Origin of the sequence: Cupriavidus malaysiensis, from assembly GCF_001854325.1 — a bacterium.
GTDB classification, from domain to species: Bacteria; Pseudomonadota; Gammaproteobacteria; order Burkholderiales; family Burkholderiaceae; genus Cupriavidus; species Cupriavidus malaysiensis.
In genome coordinates this window covers 2719973-2738517 of sequence record NZ_CP017755.1, presented here as the reverse complement: position 1 = coordinate 2738517, position 18545 = coordinate 2719973, and the positions used below count along the sequence as shown (strand labels likewise).

Genomic DNA, 18545 nt, shown 5'->3' with positions numbered 1-18545 from the left:
TCGGGGCAGGCGCGCATCAGGCGGCGCCCTGGTCGCGCATCACCTGGCGCAGGCCGGCGGCCACTTCCTCGGTGCGCGCCGCGGCGGCGCGCTCCAGCACCTTGGAGATGCTGGGCGCCGCTTCGGCGCCGGTCACGCGCTGCACCGGCTGGTCCAGCCAGTCGAAGCAGCGGCGCTGGATCTCGTCGGCCAGCCAGCCGCCGTAGGAGGTACCGCGCGCGCCCTGCTCGACGATCAGCACATTGTTGGTCTTGCGGATGCTGGCCTCGATGGTGTCCCAGTCGAGGCTGGCGCGGTCGAGCCAGCGCAGGTCGATCACCTCGGCGTCGACGCCGGTCTGCTCCACCGCTTCGAGCGCATGGCCCACCATCGACAGGTAGGCGATCACGGTCACCGCGGCACCCTGGCGGCGCAGCGCGGCCTTGCCCACCGGCAGGTGGTAGTCGAGGTCATCCACCGGGCCCGTGCCCGAGCTGTTGTACAGGTCGACGTGCTCGATCACCAGCACCGGGTCCTTGCAGGCCAGCGCGGTGTTCATCAGGCCGACGTAGTCGAAGGGACTGGACGGCGCGACGATGCGCCAGCCCGGGCAGGTGGCGAAGATGCCGGCCGGGTCCATCGAGTGCTGCGAGCCGTAGCCGGTGCCCATCGCCACCTTGGTGCGCAGCACCAGCGGCACGTCGCTCTCGCCGCCGAACATGTGGCGCGCCTTGCCGATCTGGTTGAAGACCTGGTCGGCCGCCACCCACATGAAATCGGGGTACATGAACTCGACCACCGGCTTGAAGCGGCCATCCAGCGCCATGCCGCCGCCCAGGCCGACGAAGGCGTTCTCGCTGATCGGCGTGCCGAGCACGCGCGCCGGGAAGCTGTCGCGCAGGCCGCGCGTGGCGCCGTTGGTGCCGCCCTTGAGACGGTGCACGTCTTCCCCCATCACCACCACCGAGGGATCGGCCTGCATGCGCCGGTGCATGACGTCGGCCACCACGTCGATGAACTTGCGCGTTTCCAGCTTGCCGCCGAAGCTGTCCTGCTCGGCGTAGCGCAGGCCCTGCAGCTCGCGCAGGTCGCTGCGGATGCCGACGTCGCGGAAGTCCGGGCTGGGCCACAGCTCGGGGCGGATGCGGCGCTTGCCCGGCTTGCCCGAAGGATCGGCCTCGGTCAGCGCGGCGGCGGCCTCGCGCATGGCCTGCTTGACGCGCTCGCGCAGCGCGGCGATCTCTTCGGCGCTGACCAGGCCGCGCTCCTGCATGCGGCGCGCCATCAGTTCGAGCGGGTCGCGCGCGCGCCATTGCTGTTCCTCTTCCTTGCTGCGGTAGCCGAAGGCGCTGCCGGGGAAGGGGCCGTTCTGGTGGAAGAAGCGGTACAGGTCGGCCTCGATGATGGTCGGGCCCTTGCCGGCGCGCATGTGCGCCAGCGCTTCCTGCGTGGCCAGGTGCACGGCCAGCGGATCCATGCCGTCGACCTTCCAGCTGGGGATGTTGAAGGCCAGTCCGCGTGCGGACAGGCGCGGCTCGGCGGTCGATTCCTCCACCGTGGTCGACACCGCGTAGCGGTTGTTCTCGATGAAGAAGCACAGCGGAAGCTGCCATGCCGCCGCCAGGTTCATGGTCTCCAGCACCGAGCCGATGTTGACCGCGCCGTCGCCGAAGTAGGTGATGGCCACGGCGTCGGTGCCCGCGTGCTTGTGCGACCAGGCCGCGCCGGCGGCCATCGGCACGCCGCCGCCGACGATGGCGTTGGTACCGAGCGCGCCGGCCTCGGCCCACTGCAGGTGCATGGAGCCGCCGCGGCCCTTGCAGAAGCCCTGCGCCAGGCCGAGGATCTCGGCCAGCGTGCGCTGCAGCAGGGTCTGCACCGCCGGCGCCAGCGGCGCGCGCGGGTCGAGGCCGGCCGGGGCCAGGTAGCCGAGCGCCTTGGACAGGAACTGGTGGTGGCCGCGGTGCGAGCCGTTGATCTGGTCGGCGCCGCTCAGCGTGACCAGCGAGCCGGCGGCGCCGCCTTCCTGGCCGATGCTCGAATGGGCCGGGCCGTGGACCAGGCCCTCGGCGGCCAGCTCCAGCACGGCTTCCTCGAAGCCGCGGATCAGGTGCATATGGGTGAGCAGCGAGCCCAGCAGGGCGGGGTCGGCGCGCGCCCAGTCTTCGTCGGTGGCGCGCAGTTCCACCCATTCGGCGGCGGGGCGCAGGGTGCTACGTTCAGACATGAGAAGGAATCCTTGTGGTCCAGTGGTTCTTGCGATGCGCCGCACTGCGGCGCGTCGTGTGGTGTGGTGTGGTGTCTTGTCGTCTCGGGTGGCCCCGGGGCGGCTCGGGGCGCCCGCGTTCAGAAGCCGTCGGCGGTCCAGCCGCCGTCGGAGACCAGCGCGTGGCCGGTGATGAAGGCGGCGGCGTCGGAGGCGAGGAAGAGCGCCACCTCGGCCATCTCTTCCGGCGTGCCGAAGCGGCGCAGCGGCGTGCGCGCCAGCAGGGCTTCGCCGTCCATGGCGCCGCGCGCCAGCAGCGAGTCGACCAGCGCGGTGCGGGTGTAGCCCGGGCACACTGCGTTGACGCGGATGTTGTGCTCGGCCCATTCGGCCGCCAGCGACTTGGTCAGCGACACCACGCCGGCCTTGGCCGCGCAATAGGCCAGGCGCCGGGCCGACGAGGCCAGGCCCCACATCGAGGCGGTGCTGAGGATGTTGCCGCCGCCCTGGCGCACCATGCGGCGCGCCGCGGCCTGCGTGCAGAAGAAGACGCCGCTCAGGTCGATGTCGATGGCGCGGCGCCAGTCGTCCGGCGTCAGCTCCAGCGAGGGCTTGTTCATCGAGATGCCGGCGTTGTTGAGCAGCACGTCGATGCGGCCGAAGCGCGCCTCGGTGGCGGCGCAGGCGGCCTCGACCGCCTCGGGGTCGGTGATGGAGGCGCGCACGGTCTCCACCTCCACGCCGGGATGGGCGGCCTCCAGCTCGGCCTTGGCGGCGGCCAGGCCGCCGGCGTCGAGGTCGAGCAGCATCAGGCGCGCGCCGTGGCGGGCGAAGCCGTGCGCCATGGCGCGGCCGATGCCGCTGGCGGCGCCGGTGTCGAGCACGACCTTGCCGGCCAGGCCGGGATAGCGGGCGGGCGCGAACGGCTGGGCGTCGGGATATCCGTGCTGCATGCCTTGCGGTTGTGCGGTGTTCATACGGCGAGCCAGTCCTTCATCAGTTGAGTGTTGGCGGTGAGTTGCGCGGGCGTGCCTTCGTAGACGATGCGGCCATGGCCCATCACGCAGACGCGGTTGGAGACCTTGAGGGCGATGGCCAGCTTCTGCTCGACCAGCACCACCGAGACGCCGCGGCGGTGGATGTCGGCGATGGCTTCGCCCACCACCTGCACGATCTTGGGCGCCAGCCCTTCGGTGGGCTCGTCGATCAGGATCAGCAGCGGGTTGCCCAGCAGCGAGCGGCACATGGTGAGCATCTGCTGCTCGCCGCCGGACAGGCTGCCGGCCTTGGTGTTGCGCCGCTCCTTCAGGCGCGGGAAGTAGTCGAACATCTGCTCGACCGTCCACTTCGGCGCGCCCTGCTGGGCACGCTGCTCGCCCATGCGCAGGTTCTCGTCGACGCTCAGGTTGGCGAACACCTCGCGTTCCTCGGGCACGAAGGCGATGCCGCTGCGGCAGATGGCATAGGGGGCGGCGCCGGCGAGATCGCGCCCGCGCAGCCGGATCCGGCCCGCGCTGGGCGGCACCAGGCCCATGATGGCCTTGAGCGTGGTGGAGCGGCCGGCGCCGTTGCGTCCCAGCAGGCTGACCACCTCGCCCTGCTCGACGTGGAAATCGACGCCGTGCAGGATGTGGCTCTTGCCGTAGTGGGCGTGCAGTCCTTCCACCGATAGCAGCCGCGTGCCGGCTTGCCGGACGCCCTGCCCGCTGTGTTGTTGTCCGATACCTGCGCTCATGCGGCGGCCTCCTCGCCCAGATAGGCTTCCTTGACGCGTGGGTTGTTGCGGATCTCCTCCGGGCTGCCGGTGGCGACGATCTCGCCGTAGACCAGCACGCTGATACGGTCGGACAGCGAGAACACCACGTCCATGTCGTGCTCGACGATCATCAGCGTGCGCCCTCGCGACAACTCGCGGATCAGTCCGGCGGTGTAGTCGGTTTCCTCCTGCGACATGCCGGCCATCGGCTCGTCGAGCATGATCACCTTGGGGTCCGAGGCCAGCGTCATGGCGATCTCCAGCGAGCGCTGCTCGGAGTAGGACAGCTCGCCGGCGACGGTGCCGGCGCGGGCGCCCAGCCGCACCTGGTCCAGCAGCTGCATGGTCTCGTCGCGCACCGCGCGCAGGCGGTTGGCGAAGCGCCACAGCACGTACTGCAGGCCGTGCCGCCGCATCACGGCGAGGCGCACGTTCTCGAACACGCTGAGGCCGGCGAAGATATTGGTGATCTGGAAGGAGCGCGCCAGCCCGCGCCGGTTGATTTCCTGCGGCGACAAGCCCTGGATGGCGGCGCCGTCCAGCAGCACCTGGCCGCCGCTGGCGGGCAGGCGGCCCGAGATCAGGTGGAACAGGGTCGATTTGCCGGCCCCGTTGGGACCGATCAGCGCGTGGCGTTCGCCGGCGCGCACCTCGAGATCGACGCCGCGGATGATGTCGACGTCGCCGAAGGATTTGCGCAGGCCGCGCAGCGAAAGGATGGCTTGCGGGTTCATGCCGGATTCCTGTGGGCGTTGGCGGAAGGCCGGGCCGGGGCCGCGGCGGCATCGGCCGCGTCCTTGACGCGCAGCCAGGCGCCGTTGGCGAGGCGGGCGAGGAGCACGCCGGCGGCCAGCAGCGCGGCGGGCACCAGCCAGGTGAACGGAGAGAGCGGGTCCCAGTCGCGGCCGAACAGCGGGATCGGCGGCAGGCCGCCACCGGCGAGGGCTGCCATCGCGCGGTAGTCCTGCGAGAAGGCGCGCTGCAGCATCTCCACCGTGAAGACCGTGCCGGCCGCCAGCAGCAGCGCGCCCAGCACGAAGGCCAGCGCGAGCGGCAGCATGCGGCGCAGGCCGTGCGTGCGGCAGTTGGCCAGCAAGGACTGCACCAGGCCGGCCAGCCCGGCCGGCACGAACAGCATCACCAGCACGAACAGGATGCCCTGGTAGAGCAGCCAGGAGCGCGTCAGGTCGGACACGGCATAGCCGAAGAAGGTCATGGCCGCCGCGCCGAGCGCGGGCCCGAGGAACAGCTTGACGCCGCCGATGTAGCTGTTCAGCACCACCGCGGCGGAAGCCGAGGCATCGAACACCACGTAGTTGGCCGCTTCCATATTGATGGCCTGCAGGCCGCCGGCGACGCCGGAGAACATCGCGGACACGGCGAACACCAGCACGCCGAGGCGGTGCACGTCATAGCCGAGGAAGCGCAGGCGGTTGGCGTTCTCGCGCAGGCCCAGCGTGAGCCGGCCGACCGGCGTCAGCGTGTACAGGTAGAGCAGGCCCAGCGACAGCAGCACCCAGGCCAGGGTCAGGTAGTAGACCTGCGTGCTGTCGCCGAAGCTGAAGCCCCAGGCCGGCATGCGCATGGTGGAGATGCCCGCCTCGCCGCCGAACCAGCCGGCCAGGTGGGGCGCCAGCGCATGCAGCAGCTCGGCCAGGGCCAGCGTGATCATGGCGAAGTAGACGCCCGCGCGCTGGGTTGCGAACCAGCCGGCCGCCAGGCCCGCCAGCAGGCCCATGGCGCCGCCGGCCAGCGGCAGCAGCGGCGTCGGCAGCAGGCCGTTGCCGCCGAAGGCGTTCATCGCGTGCACGGTGGCGAAGGTGCCGATGCCGAAGTAGGCGGCGTGGCCGAACGACAGCATGCCGCCCTGGCCGCTCAGCAGGTTGAAGGCCGCGGCGAACAGCACCGCGATCAGCATCTGGATCGAGGCGTTGACCAGGGCCGGGGAAAGCACTGCGGGCAGCGCGGCGAGGGCCGCGACGGCGAGCAGCAGGAGGGTTTTCTGGATCGGGGTCATGCGGGCTCCGTGGCTTATTCCTTCTCGCCCATCAGCCCGGACGGGCGGACCAGCAGGATCAGCAGCATCAAGGCGAAGGGGATGGTGGCGGACAGGCTCGACAGCTTGAGCGTGAGCAGGCCGCCCACCTGCTCGGCCCATTCGCGCAGGCCGGCCAGGGCCAGCAGGTCGGCCAGGCTGCGGTCGACGCCGACCGACAGCGAGGTGATCAGGCCGATCAGCAGCGAGGCCAGCATGGCGCCGCCGAGCGAGCCCAGGCCGCCCACCACCACCACCACGAACACCATCACGCCGAGCTCCAGCGCCATGTTCGGGTTGGTGGTGTAGAAGGCGCCGGCCACCGCGCCGGCCAGCCCGGCCAGCGCGGCGCCGACGCCGAACACGCCCATGAAGACCAGCGGCACGTTGTGGCCGAGCGCCTCGGCCATGCGCGGCTTGTAGATGGCCGAGCGCACCACGATGCCGACGCGGGTGCGCGTCAGCAGCAGGTAGATCAGGCCGAACATGGCCAGCGCGATGCCGCCCATCAGGATGCGGTAGAAGGGATAGGCGGTGGCGCCGAGCTGGAAGGCGGCGAAGTCGAGCGCGGGCGGCACGCGGTAATCGACCGGGAAGTTGCCGAAGAAGAGCTTGATCAGTTCGGCGATGATGAAGGACAGGCCGAAGGTCAGCAGCAGTTCGTGCGCGTGGCCGAAGCGGTGCACGCGGCGCAGGAAGAAGCGCTCGACCGCCACGCCGGCCAGGCCGACCAGGATGGGGGAGACCACCAGCGCGGGCCAGAAGCCGAGCACGCCCTGCAGCGTGTAGGCCAGGTAGGCACCGAGCATGTAGAAGGAGGCGTGCGCGAAGTTCAGCACGCCCATCATGCCGAAGATCAGCGTGAGGCCGGCCGATACCATGAACAGCAGCAGGCCGTAGATCGCGCCGTTGAGCAGCGAGACGATGAAGTATTCCATGAGGCTTCCTGGGCTTTCGTAAGGACGAGCGGGTCCTGTGCGCGGCACTGCCATCGACCTGCGGGCGGACGGCGCGCGGCGCGCATGCCGGGCCGCGCCACGGATGGCGCGGGCCGGTCAGCGTTGCGGGAAGAGGGCGATCAGCCGGGGCGCTGCATCTTGCAGCTCGCCTGCGGCGGCGTGGCGGCGTCGGCCGCGGAGAAGGCCTTGACGGGCTTGAAGCCCAGGTCGGTGCCGTCGACCTTGAACTTCGCCTCCTTGCTGACCACCGACACCACCATCGGCAGCAGCACCTGGTGGTCGGCCGCGCGCATGCTCATCTCGCCCAGCGGGGTCTTGACCCTGGCCTTTTCCAGCGCCAGCGCCAGTGCCTTGGTGCTGAGCCTGCCGCCCTCCGGCTTGACCGACTTCAGCGCCTCGCCCAGCATCTCGATGCCGAAGATCGACTGCGGCTCGATGAAGACCGGCAGGTGGCCTTCCTTGGCCTTGAAGTCGTTGGCGAGCTTCTCGCCGTCGGCGCCGCCCGCCTCGGCATTGAAGGGGTGCGCGACATAGTGGCCGAGCGCGACCTCGCCGGCATTGCCGACGTTGCCGGGCTGGTCGAGGAAGACGGTGGCGAAGCGGGTCTTCAGGCCGGCCGCCTTGGTCGCCTTCATCAGCAGCAGCAGGTCGTTCGACCAGTTGCCGGTGATCACGGTATCGGCCTTGGCGGCGGCGATCTTGGCCACGTAGGGCGAGAAGTCCTGCACCTTGTTGACGTCGTGCAGCGTCTTGTCGACCACCGTGTAGCCGCCCAGGCCGGCGTAGTCGCCGATGGCCTTCTGCATGTCGGCGCCCCAGGAGTAGTTCTGGTTGATCGAGTACACGCGCGATCCCAGCGCGTTCAGCGGCTTCATCGCGGCAACCAGCGCCTTGACGCGGATCTGCGCGTTGGTGGCGAAGCGGAAGTGGTAGAAGTGGCACTTCTCGCCGGTCAGCTCCATCGCCTCCCCACCCAGGTTCAGGTAGAGGATCTCCTTGCCCGGATTGCGCAGGTTGAACTTGCGCACGTCCTCGGTGATCTGCCCCGACACGGCGGAGGACGATCCCTGCATGACGATCTGCGCGCCATCGGCCACCGCGGCCTTCAGCTTGTCGGCGGCGCCGGCCGGGCCGCCCTGGTTGTCGTACTCGACCAGTTGCAGCGGCTCGCCGTTCCAGCCGCCGGCCGCGTTGAGCCGGTCGATGGCGAAGCGCGCCGCGGCGCGGAACATCAGCCCGGTCGATGCCTGCGGCCCGGACAGGGTCTCGACCAGCGCGATCTTCACCGGGGCCGCCGATGCCGTGCCTGCCAGCAGGGAAAGTGCCGCTGCCGCGAGCAAAGGACGGGAAATACGGCTACCGCTCATGCATGTCTCCTTGATAGTTGGGCCATCCGGATGCGCCTGGCGGCGTCATCCCTTTATTTGTCCGACGATTATTGGTCTGACAGTTATAAAAGTGGTCAGACAGGTTTACTATAGGGAGTCGGGCGGGAGGCGTCAACGGCGGAAGGGGCGTCTTCGGGTTTCCACTGATAGCGGAAAACACAGGGAAATACGGGGAAAATCATGCATTCGCCCTGGCCTGCGGGTTTGCCGCGGGCGGTCGCGAGCGCAGCCCGCAGGGCCGGCGCCGGCTGCCGCGACTGCCCCGGAGAGCGGGGGTGGCGCCCGGGGCAAGACGTGCTACATTGACCTGTAAGGCCAGTTGCCGGCCTATCTTGCCGGCCTATCTTGTCGGCCTGCCTGTCGGCCGGGCGGAACCGGGCACAGAACGTACGGAGACGTACGGGACCAGACGAAAGACGAACACGTACAGTGCGCGCCAGGCGGCGCGAGGGAGAGAACCGTGAGCAAGACCGTGCCAGAACCGGCACCGAGCGGCGCCGAGCGCGCGCCAAGCGTGATGTTCCATCCGGAGGCCAAGCACCTGCCGGACGAGATCGCGCGGCGGCTGAGCCAGGCCATCCAGGCGGGGGAGTTCGCCGTCGGCGACAGGCTGCCGAGCGAGCGCCTGCTGTGCGAGCAGTTCTCGGTGAGCCGCGCGGTGGTGCGCGAGGCCTTGTCGCAGCTGAAGTCCGAAGGCCTGGTGGAATCCAAGGCCGGCAGCGGCGTGTTCGTCATCGAGCGCAGCCAGCGCCAGGCCTTCCGCATGCAGGACGTGGTGATCGACGAGAAGCACTCGCTGTCGATGGTGATGGAGCTGCTGGTCACCATCGAGGTGGCCGCCACCCGCTTCGCGGCGATGCGCCGCACGCCGGAGGACCTCAAGCGCATCCGCCGCGCGCTGGTCGGCATGGAGTACGAGATCGCCAATGACCGGCTCGGCGACGACGAGGATTTCGCCTTCCACCAGGCCATCGTCGATGCCACCCACAATCCGCACTTCCGCGCCCTCAGCGAGCACCTCGAGCACGGTGCGCGCCGGCTGATCCGGCAGGCGCGCAGCAATACCAAGAGCCGCCACGCGGACCTGGTCGAGGCGGTGCAGGAAGAGCACAAGCGGATCTACGATGCCATCGTCGCGGGCGATGCCGAGCGCGCGGCGGAGGCGGCCGAATCCCACCTGCGCAACGCCGCCAAGCGCCTGAACATGTACCTGAAGGGATAGCGCGGCCGTCGCGCTTCCCGGCCCCGATCAAAGCAGCGAGGTGCGGGGCGCTACAGCTTCTGCGCCGCGGCCAGGGTGAAGATCCTGGCCCAGCGCAGCGCTTCCTTGCGCGAGGCCATGGGGATCTGCCACAGCGGCCGGGCATTGTGCTCCAGGCGCAGCGCCAGCGACCACTTGCCGTCCGCGCCGCCGGGCTCGGCGCCGGCGATATCCGCGAAGATGAAGCGCGAGCGCGCTTCGTGCAGCGTCAGGAGGCCATGCTTGTGCTCGGCGTCGACGCACACGCTGCCCCAGGGGCCTTCGAGCGTCAGGATGCGTTCTCCCTTGACCGTGGTGCCGTGGATGCTGCGGTAGCGCCGCACCAGGCCGGCGACCAGCGCCGCCAGCAGCGCGGCGGCCGCCAGCACGGCGCCGGCGCCGGCCAGCGTGCCGAAGGCCGAGGCCACCGTCAGGTACAGGCGCACGGCGCCGTAGACCAGGGCGCCGAGCATGGCGAGGACGAGCAGGATGATAGGCACGATCGGATTCCGTCGGGAACGTGGCCGGCCCGCGCAGGCAGGGGCGCCGGCCGCGCATGGGCGCATGAGTGCGGGGGCGCGCCGATTCTAGCAGTGCCCGCTCTGCCTTGCCGGCGCCTGCAGGGGCAGCCGCTTCAGGCCCCCCGCGCGGCCGGCGCGCCACGGTGCAGCGGCAGCCCCGCCGCCGGCATCCCGGCGCGCAGGATGCGGCCGTGCGTCGAGTCGGTGACGTAGAGCGTGCGCCTGTCCTCGCCGCCGAAGGCCAGGTTGGTGGTGGAGCTGCCCGGCGTGCCGCGCAGGACCTCGACCGGCTCGGCGCGCCCGTTGAGCACCCAGACGTAGCCCAGCCCCGGGTTGGCCACCAGCAGGCGGCCCTCGGCGTCCACGGCGAGGCCGTCCGGACCGCTGGGGCCGTAGGCGGTGAAGAACTGCCCCACCTTGGCGACGCTGCCGTCCGCCAGCAGCGGCACGCGCCACACGCAGTTGCCGCGCGTGACGGCAAGGTAGAGCACGCGCTCGTCGGGCGACAGTGCCACGCCGTTCGGGCTCGGCACGTTGGCCAGCAGCAGGTCGAGCCGTCCGTCCGGCCGCAGGCGGTAGAGGCGGCCCGACGGGTCGTGCAGGCCGCTCTGGCCCTGGTCGGTGAAATAGAGGTTGCCGGCGCTGTCGAAGACGAGGTCGTTGACGCCCTTGAAGCGCTCGCTGTTGCGCCGCTCCAGCCAGGGCGCGACGCGCCCGCTGGCGAGGTCGAGGCGCATCAGCCCGTTCTTGTAGTCGGTGATCAGCAGCGTGCCGGCATCGAGGAACTTCATGCCGTTGGGCTCGCCGTCGTATTCGGCCACCAGGGTCCAGCAGCCCTGCGGGTCGATGCGGAAGACGCGGCCCCAGGGGATGTCGGTCACGTAGAGGTGGCCCGCGTCGTCGAACACCGGGCCTTCGAGGAAGGAATCGGCGACGGCGCCGCCGCGGTTGGCGTCGGCCCACTCGCTGCGCTCGCGGCGGCGGAAGGACTCGGGCATGGCCGTGAAGCATTCGAACTCACGGACCTGGGGGGCTTGCAGCAGAAACATGGCTTGGCTTCCTTGGCGCTTCACGCGGCGGGCTCGAATCCGTACAGGCGCGCCGGATTGTCCACCAGGATGCGTTCCAGCGCGGCGGCCGAGCCGGCCCACGCATGCAGCAGGTCCATCAGGTCGGCATCGTTGACCGTGCCCGCGGCCTCGGTGGTGTGGGGCCAGTCGCTGCCCCATACCAGCCGTTCCGGCACGGCCTGTACCAGGGCCCGTCCCAGCGGCAGCGTGTCGGCGTAGCTCGGCCCGTGCACGGCCGAACGCATGTAGGCGCCCGACAGCTTGACCCACGTGCTGCCGCGCTCGAGCAGGCGGCGCAGCGCCGCGTAGGCCGCGCCCGCGGTGCCCTCGGCCGGGTCGATGCGGGCCAGGTGGTCGACCACCAGCGGCACCGGCAGCGCCGCCAGCACGGGTTCGAGCGCCACCAGCTGCTCGGGATGGACGAAGACCTGGATATGCCAGCCCAGCCGCGCGGCCTTGCCGGCCAGCGTGGTGAGCATGGCGGCCGTGGTCTCGCCCCACGACTGCGGCGTGACGAAGTTCACCCGCAGGCCGCGGATGCCGCGCGCGTGCAGGCGGTCCAGTTCGTGCTCGGCCACCTCGTGGCCGACCACCGCCACGCCGCGCGCGCAGTTGCCGAGCTGGTCCAGCGCGTCGAGCGTGCAGGCATTGTCGGTGCCGTAGGTGGACGGCGTGACCACTACCGCGCGCGCGGTGCCGAGGCGCGCCTGCAACCGCCGGTAGGCGGCCACGTCGGCATGCGGCGGCGTGCGCCGCCAGTGCGGCGACGGCGCGAAGCGCGGGTCGAAGATGTGCATATGGCTGTCGCAGGCCAGCGCGGGCACGGCCTGCGCCGGCCGGTTGAGGCCGGCGGAGTGCGGCACGGCGGAATCGCCCGGCACGGGATCCAGAGGGGGGCTGGTGGCGAACATGGGTGTGGCGTGGCAGGGGTCTCAGGAATCTCAGGAATCTCGGAATCTCGGAATCTCGGAATCTCGGAATCTCAAGGGGCGCAGGAGTTGCAGGAGTCGCAGGGACCGGCGCCCCGGTGGCTCAGTCCAGATGGATATTGCCCTGGCGCACGACCGTCGCCCACTTGCTGTCTTCCTTCTTCAGGAAGGCGGCAAAGTCGGCGGGCGAGGAGCCCACCGGCTGCGCTCCCAGGTCGGCCAGGCGGCGCTTGACGTCTTCGTCCTCCAGCGCGTCCACCACGGCCTTGTGCAGGGTACCGGCGATGGCGGGGGGCGTTCCCGCCGGCAGGAAGATGCCGTTCCACTCGTAGGCTTCGTAGCCGGGAATGGCCGCCTCGGCCACCGTGGGCACGTCGGGCAGGCGCTTGGAGCGGACCGGCGCGGATACCGCCAGCGCGCGCAGCTTGCCGCCCGCGATCAGGGGATAGGAGGCGGCCACGGTGCTGAACATGAAGTCCACCTGCCCGGCCATCACGTCCGAAATCGCCGGCCCGCCACTCTTGTACGGCACATGCACCATCTCCAGGTGGAGCCGCTGGCGGAACAGCTCGGCCGCCAGGCGCTGCACCGTGCCGCCGCCGCCCGAGGCGAAATTGAGCTGGCCCGGCTGCGCCTTCGCCCTGGCGACCAGGTCACCGACGGTCTTGAACGGCGAGTCGGCCTTGACGATCAGGATGTTCGGCGCCAGCAGCACCAGCGACAGCGGCTGCAGCGCCTGGCTCGCATAGGGCATCCTCGGGAACAGGTGCGGATTGATGGAGTACGGCGTGGCATCGTACAGCAGGGTGTAGCCGTCGGCGGGTGCCTTGGCCACGAAGGCCTCGCCGATGGTGCCGCTGGCGCCCGCGCGATTGTCGACGATCACGCTGCGGCCCAGCCTGGCGCTCATGCGGTTGGCCAGCAGGCGGGCCACGGCATCGGCGGCGCCGCCGGGCGCGTAGGGCACGACGATGGTGATCGGGCGTTCGGGATAGGCCGCGTGCGCCGCGGGGAGGGCGAGGCAGGCCAGCGCGGCCAGCATGGTCCCCATGGCCTGCAAGGCGCGCCGGGCGCGCGGATAGGATGGAAAGCGCTTCATTGTCGATGTCTCCAGTTGCCGGCGAGCGGTGGCGACCGCCTGGGCCGCGACGATGGTGTTGGCGCCGGGTTTGTTGTCGACCACGAAGGGTTGGCCCAGCGCGCGGCTGGCATAGTCGGCGAAGGCGCGCGCCACCACGTCGGCCCGCCGGCGGCGAAGCCCGCCACGAGGCGCACCGGCCTGGCCGGATAGGTGCCGGCCTGCGCCAGGCAGGCGCCGGACACGGCCAGCAGGAGCGCGGCCAGGGCCTGGCCGGCGCGGCGCACGCGGCCGGCGCGGTGGCCACGATGTCGCTTGTCCATGGCAGGGGCCCTCATTCCAGGTGGATGCCGCTGGTGCGGATCACGCCGGCCCACTTGCCGGTCTCCGCCTTGACGAACGCGTCGAATTCGCGCGCGCTCGAGCCCACGCCCTGCACGCCCAGTTCCGCGAAGCGCTGCCGCATGCCCGGGCTGGCGACGCTGGCGCGCGTCTCGGCCTCCAGGCGCGCGATGATCGCGCCAGGCGTGCCGGCCGGCGCGAACAGGCCGTTCCATTCGTGCGCCTGGAAGCGCGGCAGGCCGGCTTCGGCCATCGTCGGCACCTGTGCCCAGCCCTGGCCGCGCTCGGCCGAGGTGATGGCCAGGGCGCGCAGCTTGCCGCTCTTGACGAGGGGGCCGCTGGCGGTGGTCGCGCTGAACATCAGGTCGACCTGGCCGCCGATGAGGTCGGTCAGGGCCGGCGCTCCACCGCGGTACGGGACATGGGTGAGCGAGATCCGCGCGGCCTGCTGAAACAGTTCGCCCGCCAGGTGCTGCGCGCCGCCGTTGCCGGCCGAGGCGAAGGTGAGCTTGCCGGGACGGGCCTTGGCCGCCGCGATCACGTCGGCCAGGGTCTTGAACGGCGAGGCGGCGGGCACCACCAGCAGCAGGGGGGCCTGGTTGACCAGCGAGATCGGCGTGAAATCCTTGGCCGCGTCGAACTGCAGGCTGGGGAACAGGCTCGGGTTGACCGTGAAGGCGGTGGCATCGAGCAGCAGCGTGTAGCCGTCCGGCCGGGCCTTGGCGACCGCCGTTTCGCCGATGGTGCCGCTGCCGCCCGGCCGGTTGTCCACGACCACCGGCTGGCCCAGGCGGCCGGCCAGCTGGGTGGCCAGCAGACGGGCCGTGTTGTCGGCGTTGCCGCCGGCCGGATAGGGGACGACCAGGCGGATCGGCCGCTCGGGCCAGGACTGTGCCTGCGCCGGCGCGGCGCCCAGCGCCAGCATGGCCGCCGCCAGGGCGGCCAGCGAGGCCAGGGAAGCGATGGCGCGCAGGATGCCGGCGACGGGGCCGTCCGGCGAGGTTCGTGGTATCAATGTTGTCTCCTTTCGGGGCGCCGGCCGTGCGGCCGGCGCCCATATTGCGCTTTCGGTTGCGCTTCCAGTTGCACTTCTCATTGCGCTTCTAGTGCTTCGAGCACTTCGGACACGCCGAGTGCCTCGTGTGCTTCGCGCGTCTCTGGTACTGCGGGTGCAGCAGGCGCTGCAGGTGCCGGGGCTGCCTCAGGCCGCCACCGTGCCGGCCGCCTCGAGCACGGCCAGCGCATTGCGCGCGGCGCCGAGGCCCATGTTCACATAGGCATCGCTGGTCACGCCGCCGATATGCGGACTCAGGATGAAGCCGGGCTGGCGCTGGAAGGGATGGCCGGCCACCATCGGCTCCACCGCGAAGCTGTCGAGTCCCGCGGCGCGCACCTGCCCGTCCTGCACGGCGGCCAGCAGCGCCGCCTCGTCGATCAGCCCGCCGCGTGCGGTATTGACCACGATCACGCCGGGCTTGCAGCGGGCCAGCGTGGCCGCGTTGAGCAGGCCGCGGTTGTCCTCGGTCAGGGGGCAGTGCAGCGAGATCGCGTCCGCTTCGCGCCAGAGCGTGTCGAGGTCGACGCGCTGCACGAAGTCCGGCAGCTCGCCGGCGAAGGGATCGAAGCCGATCACGCGCATGCCCAGCGCCGCGGCCATGCCGGCGAAGCGCCGGCCGATCGCCCCCAGGCCGACCAGGCCGATGGTGCGCCCGCCCAGCTCCACGCTCTTGTGCGTGGCCTTGTCCCAGTGGCCCGCGTGCATGCGCGCATCGAGCTGCGGCACCGACTTGGCGCAGGCCAGCAGCAGCGCCAGGGCCTGCTCGGCCACCGCGGCGGCGTTGGCGCCCACCGCGGCCACCACCTCGATGCCGCGCGCCCTGGCGGCGGCCTTGTCGATGGTGTCGGTGCCGCTGCCGTGCTTGGAGATGACCCGCAGCGAAGGCGCGGCATCCATGGCGGCGGCGCCGACCTTGCTGTAGCGCACGATGATGGCGACCGGGTCGTGGCGGCCGCACAGGGCGACGATATCGTCCTCCGTCGGCGTCTTGCCGGCGTAGACGATCTCGTAGCCGGCCAGCAGCGCCAGGGCCTGGGGTGCCAGGTCGGCGGCGGTGATGAGAATGGTCGGGCGGCTCACAGCGCCTCTCCTTCGGCCAGCACGCCGGCGGCACGCAGCGCGGCCGGCAGCCATTTGGCGGCGGTGTCGCCGCGTCCGATGGCGTCGAGGCGCGCCGCCTCGTCGGCCACCTTCTTGGTGGCCAGGGCCATCATGGCGGGCGCCTTGGCGCGTTCGATCACCACCACGCCATCGGCGTCGCCGACCACCAGGTCGCCCGGGTTCACGGTGGCGCCGCCGGCGGTGATCGGATGGTTGAGGCGGCCCGGCACGAACTTGGTGGGGCCGGCCGGGTTGAAGCCGGCGCTGAACACCGGGAAGTCCAGTTCCAGCAGTTCCAGCTTGTCGCGGATGGCGCCGTCGACCACCACGCCGCCGAGCTTGCGCTGCTTGCAGGCACTGAGCATCAGCGTGCCCATCAGGGCGGCGGTCTGGTCGCCCTTGCCGTCGATCACCAGGATGTCGCCGGGCTGCGCGAGGGCGATGGCGGCATGGATCATCAGGTTGTCGCCGGGGCGCACCTCGACGGTGAAGGCCGGGCCGGCGAGCTTCATGCGCGCATGCACCGGGGCCACGCGGGCATGCATGGTGCCGCGGCGGCCGGCCACGTCGGCCAGGATGGCGGCCTGGAAGGTGGCGGCTTGCTGGACGACCTCGGCGCTGACGCGCTCGATGTTGCGGATGACTTCGGGAAGCTGGTTCATGGTGCGGACTCGATCAAGGAATGGAGGGCAGGGGAAAGCGAAAAGCAAAAAGTGAAAAGCGAGAACGGAAAGCGGAAAGCTGCGTACGGCATACGGAGACCAGCAGGCTGCGCGCCGGGCCTGGCAGGGGCGTCAATCGATGCGGATATTCCCCTTGGCGATGACCGCGGCCCATTTGGCGGAGTCCGCCTTCTGCAGCGCGCCGAGCTGTTGCGGGGTGCCGCCGACCAGGGTCACGCTGAGCCGGCCGGCCAGCGCGACGATGGCCGGGTCGCGCAGCGCCTGGGCGATCTCCTGGTTCAGGCGCTGCACCACGGCGGCCGGCGTGCCGGCCGGCGCGAACACCGCCTGCCATTGCTCGACCACGAAATCGTGCAGGCCCGCTTCGCCCATGGTGGGCACGTCCGGCAGGGCCGCGAGGCGCTGGGCGGAGGTCACGGCGAGGGCGCGCAGCTTGCCGGCCTGCACGTGCGGCAGGGCGGCGGCGGCGGGCGCGAACATGAACTGCACCTGGCCGCCCAGCGTGTCCTGCAGCGCCGGCGTGTCGCCCTTGTAGGGCACGTGGACGAAGCGCGTGCCGGTCTGCTGCTGCAGCAGTTCGCCCTGCATCTGCAGGATGGTGCCGTTGCCGCCCGAGGCGAAGGCGAGCTTGCCGGGCTGGGCCCGGGCGGCCGCCAGCAGGTCGGCCACGCTGCGCAAGGGCTGGCTCGCGCCGACCACCAGCAGGTGCGGAATGGTGCCGAGGGTGATCACCGGCGCGAAGCCGGCGATCGGGTCGTAGGGCAGGTGGCCCAGCAGGTGCGGCGCGATCGCCTGCGGGCCGATCGAAGTGCCCAGCAGCGTATGGCCGTCGGGTGCGGCCTTGGCCACGAAGGCCGCGCCGATGGTGCCGGTGGCGCCGGGTTTGTTGTCCACGATCACCGTGCTGCCCAGCGCCGCGCCGATGCGCTGCGCCACGTTGCGGCCGAGCACGTCGGTGCTGCCGCCGGGCGGATAGGGCACCACCCAGGTGATGGCACGGCCGTCGGGCCAGGCGGCCCGTGCCAGGCCGGAGCCGGCGGCCAGCGCCGCGCCGAGGGTGGCCAGGACGCGCCGGCGGGTCGCGCCGTGGGCGGGAAGCGGGGAAGGGTGGAAGGGCATCTGTCGTCTCTCGTGTCGTTGTCGTTGTCGTGTCGCGGTCGTGTCGCCGCGGTATCGCCGTGCTTATTCCGTGCTTGTTCCGTGGCTGATTCCGTGCTGCTGCGGTGACGTCGCAGCCGTGCCGGGACGGCCGGGCACCAGTGCCCCCCTGGGCGGGGCGGGAGGGAAGCCGTACAGCGCGGCCGGGTTGTCGCTCAGCACGCGCCGCAGCGTGGCCGCGCCGCCTGCCGCCGCCGTCCAGTCGGCCAGGCGGTCGAGCTGGCGGGCATCGTCGGGCATGGGCTGCAGGCCGGCGCTGGCGGTGGCATGCGGCCAGTCGCTGCCCCACACCACGCGCTCCGGGGCGGCGCGCAGGTAGCCGGCGGCCAGGGCATCGAGCGCGGGGTCTTCGACGCTGTGGCGCGCACTCACGAGGTAGCCGCCGGAGAGCTTGATCCACGCGCGCCCCGCCTGCAGCAGGGCGAGCAGCAGGGCGTGCGCGGGGTGCTGTCCGGCCTGCGCGGGGGCGATGCGGCCGCAATGGTCGAACACCAGCGCGACCGGCAGGCGCCGCAGCACCGGGGCGAGCGCGGCCAGCAGGTCCGGCGCCATCAGCAGCTGCAGGTGCCAGCCCAGCGGCGCGATACGCTGCGCCAGCGGCTCGACCTGTTCGGCCGACCCGACCACGCCCAGCGAGAGATTGAGCCGTACGCCGCGCACGCCCCGCGCGTGCAGGGCCTCCAGTTCGCCGTCGCTTTCCGTGCCGTCGATCACGGCGACGCCGCGTGCGCGGTCCGTGCCCAGGGCCGCCAGGCCGGCGAGCATGCAGCGGTTGTCGCTGCCGTAGGTGGACGGCGTCACCAGCACCGCGCGCTGCGTGCCCAGCCGGCGCTGGAGCCGGCGATAGTCGTCGGCCGAGGCGTCGGGCGGCAGCAGTCTGGCGCCCGGCGCGGCGGCGAAGCGTCCGTCGTAGACATGCACATGGCAATCGCAGGCGCCGGCGGGCAGCGCGGTGCGGGGGGCGGCATGCCCTGCCGAGAACGGCACGGGCGCGAGCGGGCTGGCGTGATCCATGGGGCCGGTGGTCCGGATGCGGGGCGAAG

At 71.3% G+C, this 18545-nt stretch carries 17 protein-coding genes; 1 reads left to right on the top strand and 16 read right to left on the bottom strand.

The window, feature by feature from the left end; translation table 11 throughout:
- Nucleotides 1–16: 16 nt before the first annotated feature.
- From BKK80_RS31515 to BKK80_RS31485, 7 genes are all read right to left on the bottom strand, one after another.
- On the bottom strand, nt 17–2206 hold the full coding sequence (locus tag BKK80_RS31515; RefSeq protein ID WP_071018571.1) for an alpha-ketoacid dehydrogenase subunit alpha/beta: 2190 nt from the start codon (nt 2204–2206) through the stop codon (nt 17–19).
- 119 nt (nt 2207–2325) lie between these two features.
- Nucleotides 2326–3138 (bottom strand): SDR family NAD(P)-dependent oxidoreductase, encoded by an 813-nt coding sequence (locus BKK80_RS31510; RefSeq protein WP_071022235.1) that lies wholly within the window; start codon nt 3136–3138, stop codon nt 2326–2328.
- Between the two features lie 20 nt (nt 3139–3158).
- Nucleotides 3159–3920 carry an ABC transporter ATP-binding protein gene (locus tag BKK80_RS31505; protein WP_071018573.1) on the bottom strand — a complete coding sequence of 254 codons (762 nt, stop codon included), beginning with the start codon at nt 3918–3920 and terminating at the stop codon, nt 3159–3161.
- On the bottom strand, nt 3917–4675 hold the full coding sequence (locus BKK80_RS31500) for an ABC transporter ATP-binding protein (protein WP_071072678.1): 759 nt from the start codon (nt 4673–4675) through the stop codon (nt 3917–3919). The genes BKK80_RS31505 and BKK80_RS31500 overlap by 4 nt, the downstream gene beginning before the upstream one ends.
- On the bottom strand, nt 4672–5958 hold the full coding sequence (locus tag BKK80_RS31495) for a branched-chain amino acid ABC transporter permease (protein WP_071038819.1): 1287 nt from the start codon (nt 5956–5958) through the stop codon (nt 4672–4674). The genes BKK80_RS31500 and BKK80_RS31495 overlap by 4 nt, the downstream gene beginning before the upstream one ends.
- A 14-nt stretch (nt 5959–5972) precedes the next feature.
- On the bottom strand, nt 5973–6914 hold the full coding sequence (locus BKK80_RS31490) for a branched-chain amino acid ABC transporter permease (RefSeq protein WP_071018579.1): 942 nt from the start codon (nt 6912–6914) through the stop codon (nt 5973–5975).
- Between the two features lie 140 nt (nt 6915–7054).
- Entirely contained in the window at nt 7055–8302 is a 1248-nt protein-coding gene (locus tag BKK80_RS31485; RefSeq protein ID WP_071072677.1) for a branched-chain amino acid ABC transporter substrate-binding protein, read from the bottom strand.
- A 481-nt stretch (nt 8303–8783) separates the two neighbouring features.
- Here BKK80_RS31485 and BKK80_RS31480 point away from each other — a divergent pair, with 481 nt between their 5' ends.
- Nucleotides 8784–9545 carry a FadR/GntR family transcriptional regulator gene (locus BKK80_RS31480; protein WP_269466356.1) on the top strand — a complete coding sequence of 254 codons (762 nt, stop codon included), beginning with the start codon at nt 8784–8786 and terminating at the stop codon, nt 9543–9545.
- 50 nt (nt 9546–9595) lie between these two features.
- On the opposite strand, the gene BKK80_RS31475 is transcribed toward BKK80_RS31480, so the two are convergent.
- The 9 genes from BKK80_RS31475 to BKK80_RS31435 all read right to left on the bottom strand — a co-directional run bounded on the left by BKK80_RS31475 (nt 9596) and on the right by BKK80_RS31435 (nt 18516).
- Nucleotides 9596–10063 (bottom strand): hypothetical protein, encoded by a 468-nt coding sequence (locus tag BKK80_RS31475; RefSeq protein WP_071018585.1) that lies wholly within the window; start codon nt 10061–10063, stop codon nt 9596–9598.
- A gap of 134 nt (nt 10064–10197) precedes the next feature.
- A complete protein-coding gene (locus tag BKK80_RS31470) occupies nt 10198–11133 on the bottom strand; it encodes an SMP-30/gluconolactonase/LRE family protein (RefSeq protein ID WP_071072671.1) in 936 nt (311 codons plus the stop codon).
- Between the two features lie 20 nt (nt 11134–11153).
- Complete coding sequence (locus tag BKK80_RS31465; protein ID WP_071038817.1) at nt 11154–12065, bottom strand: amidohydrolase family protein; 912 nt, start codon at nt 12063–12065, stop codon at nt 11154–11156.
- A 121-nt stretch (nt 12066–12186) separates the two neighbouring features.
- Nucleotides 12187–13125: a tripartite tricarboxylate transporter substrate binding protein gene (locus BKK80_RS31460; RefSeq protein WP_157903435.1), complete on the bottom strand. Its 939-nt coding sequence runs from the start codon at nt 13123–13125 to the stop codon at nt 12187–12189.
- 370 nt (nt 13126–13495) lie between these two features.
- A complete protein-coding gene (locus BKK80_RS31455; protein WP_071022241.1) occupies nt 13496–14428 on the bottom strand; it encodes a tripartite tricarboxylate transporter substrate binding protein in 933 nt (310 codons plus the stop codon).
- Between the two features lie 276 nt (nt 14429–14704).
- Entirely contained in the window at nt 14705–15640 is a 936-nt protein-coding gene (locus tag BKK80_RS31450) for an NAD(P)-dependent oxidoreductase (RefSeq protein ID WP_071018591.1), read from the bottom strand.
- Entirely contained in the window at nt 15637–16323 is a 687-nt protein-coding gene (locus BKK80_RS31445) for an RraA family protein (protein WP_071018593.1), read from the bottom strand. Before BKK80_RS31445 ends, BKK80_RS31450 begins: the two co-directional genes overlap by 4 nt.
- A 132-nt stretch (nt 16324–16455) precedes the next feature.
- On the bottom strand, nt 16456–17463 hold the full coding sequence (locus BKK80_RS31440) for a Bug family tripartite tricarboxylate transporter substrate binding protein (protein ID WP_071072670.1): 1008 nt from the start codon (nt 17461–17463) through the stop codon (nt 16456–16458).
- Nucleotides 17464–17526: 63 nt separating this feature from the next.
- Nucleotides 17527–18516: an amidohydrolase family protein gene (locus tag BKK80_RS31435; RefSeq protein ID WP_084545833.1), complete on the bottom strand. Its 990-nt coding sequence runs from the start codon at nt 18514–18516 to the stop codon at nt 17527–17529.
- Between the last annotated feature and the right edge of the window lie 29 nt (nt 18517–18545).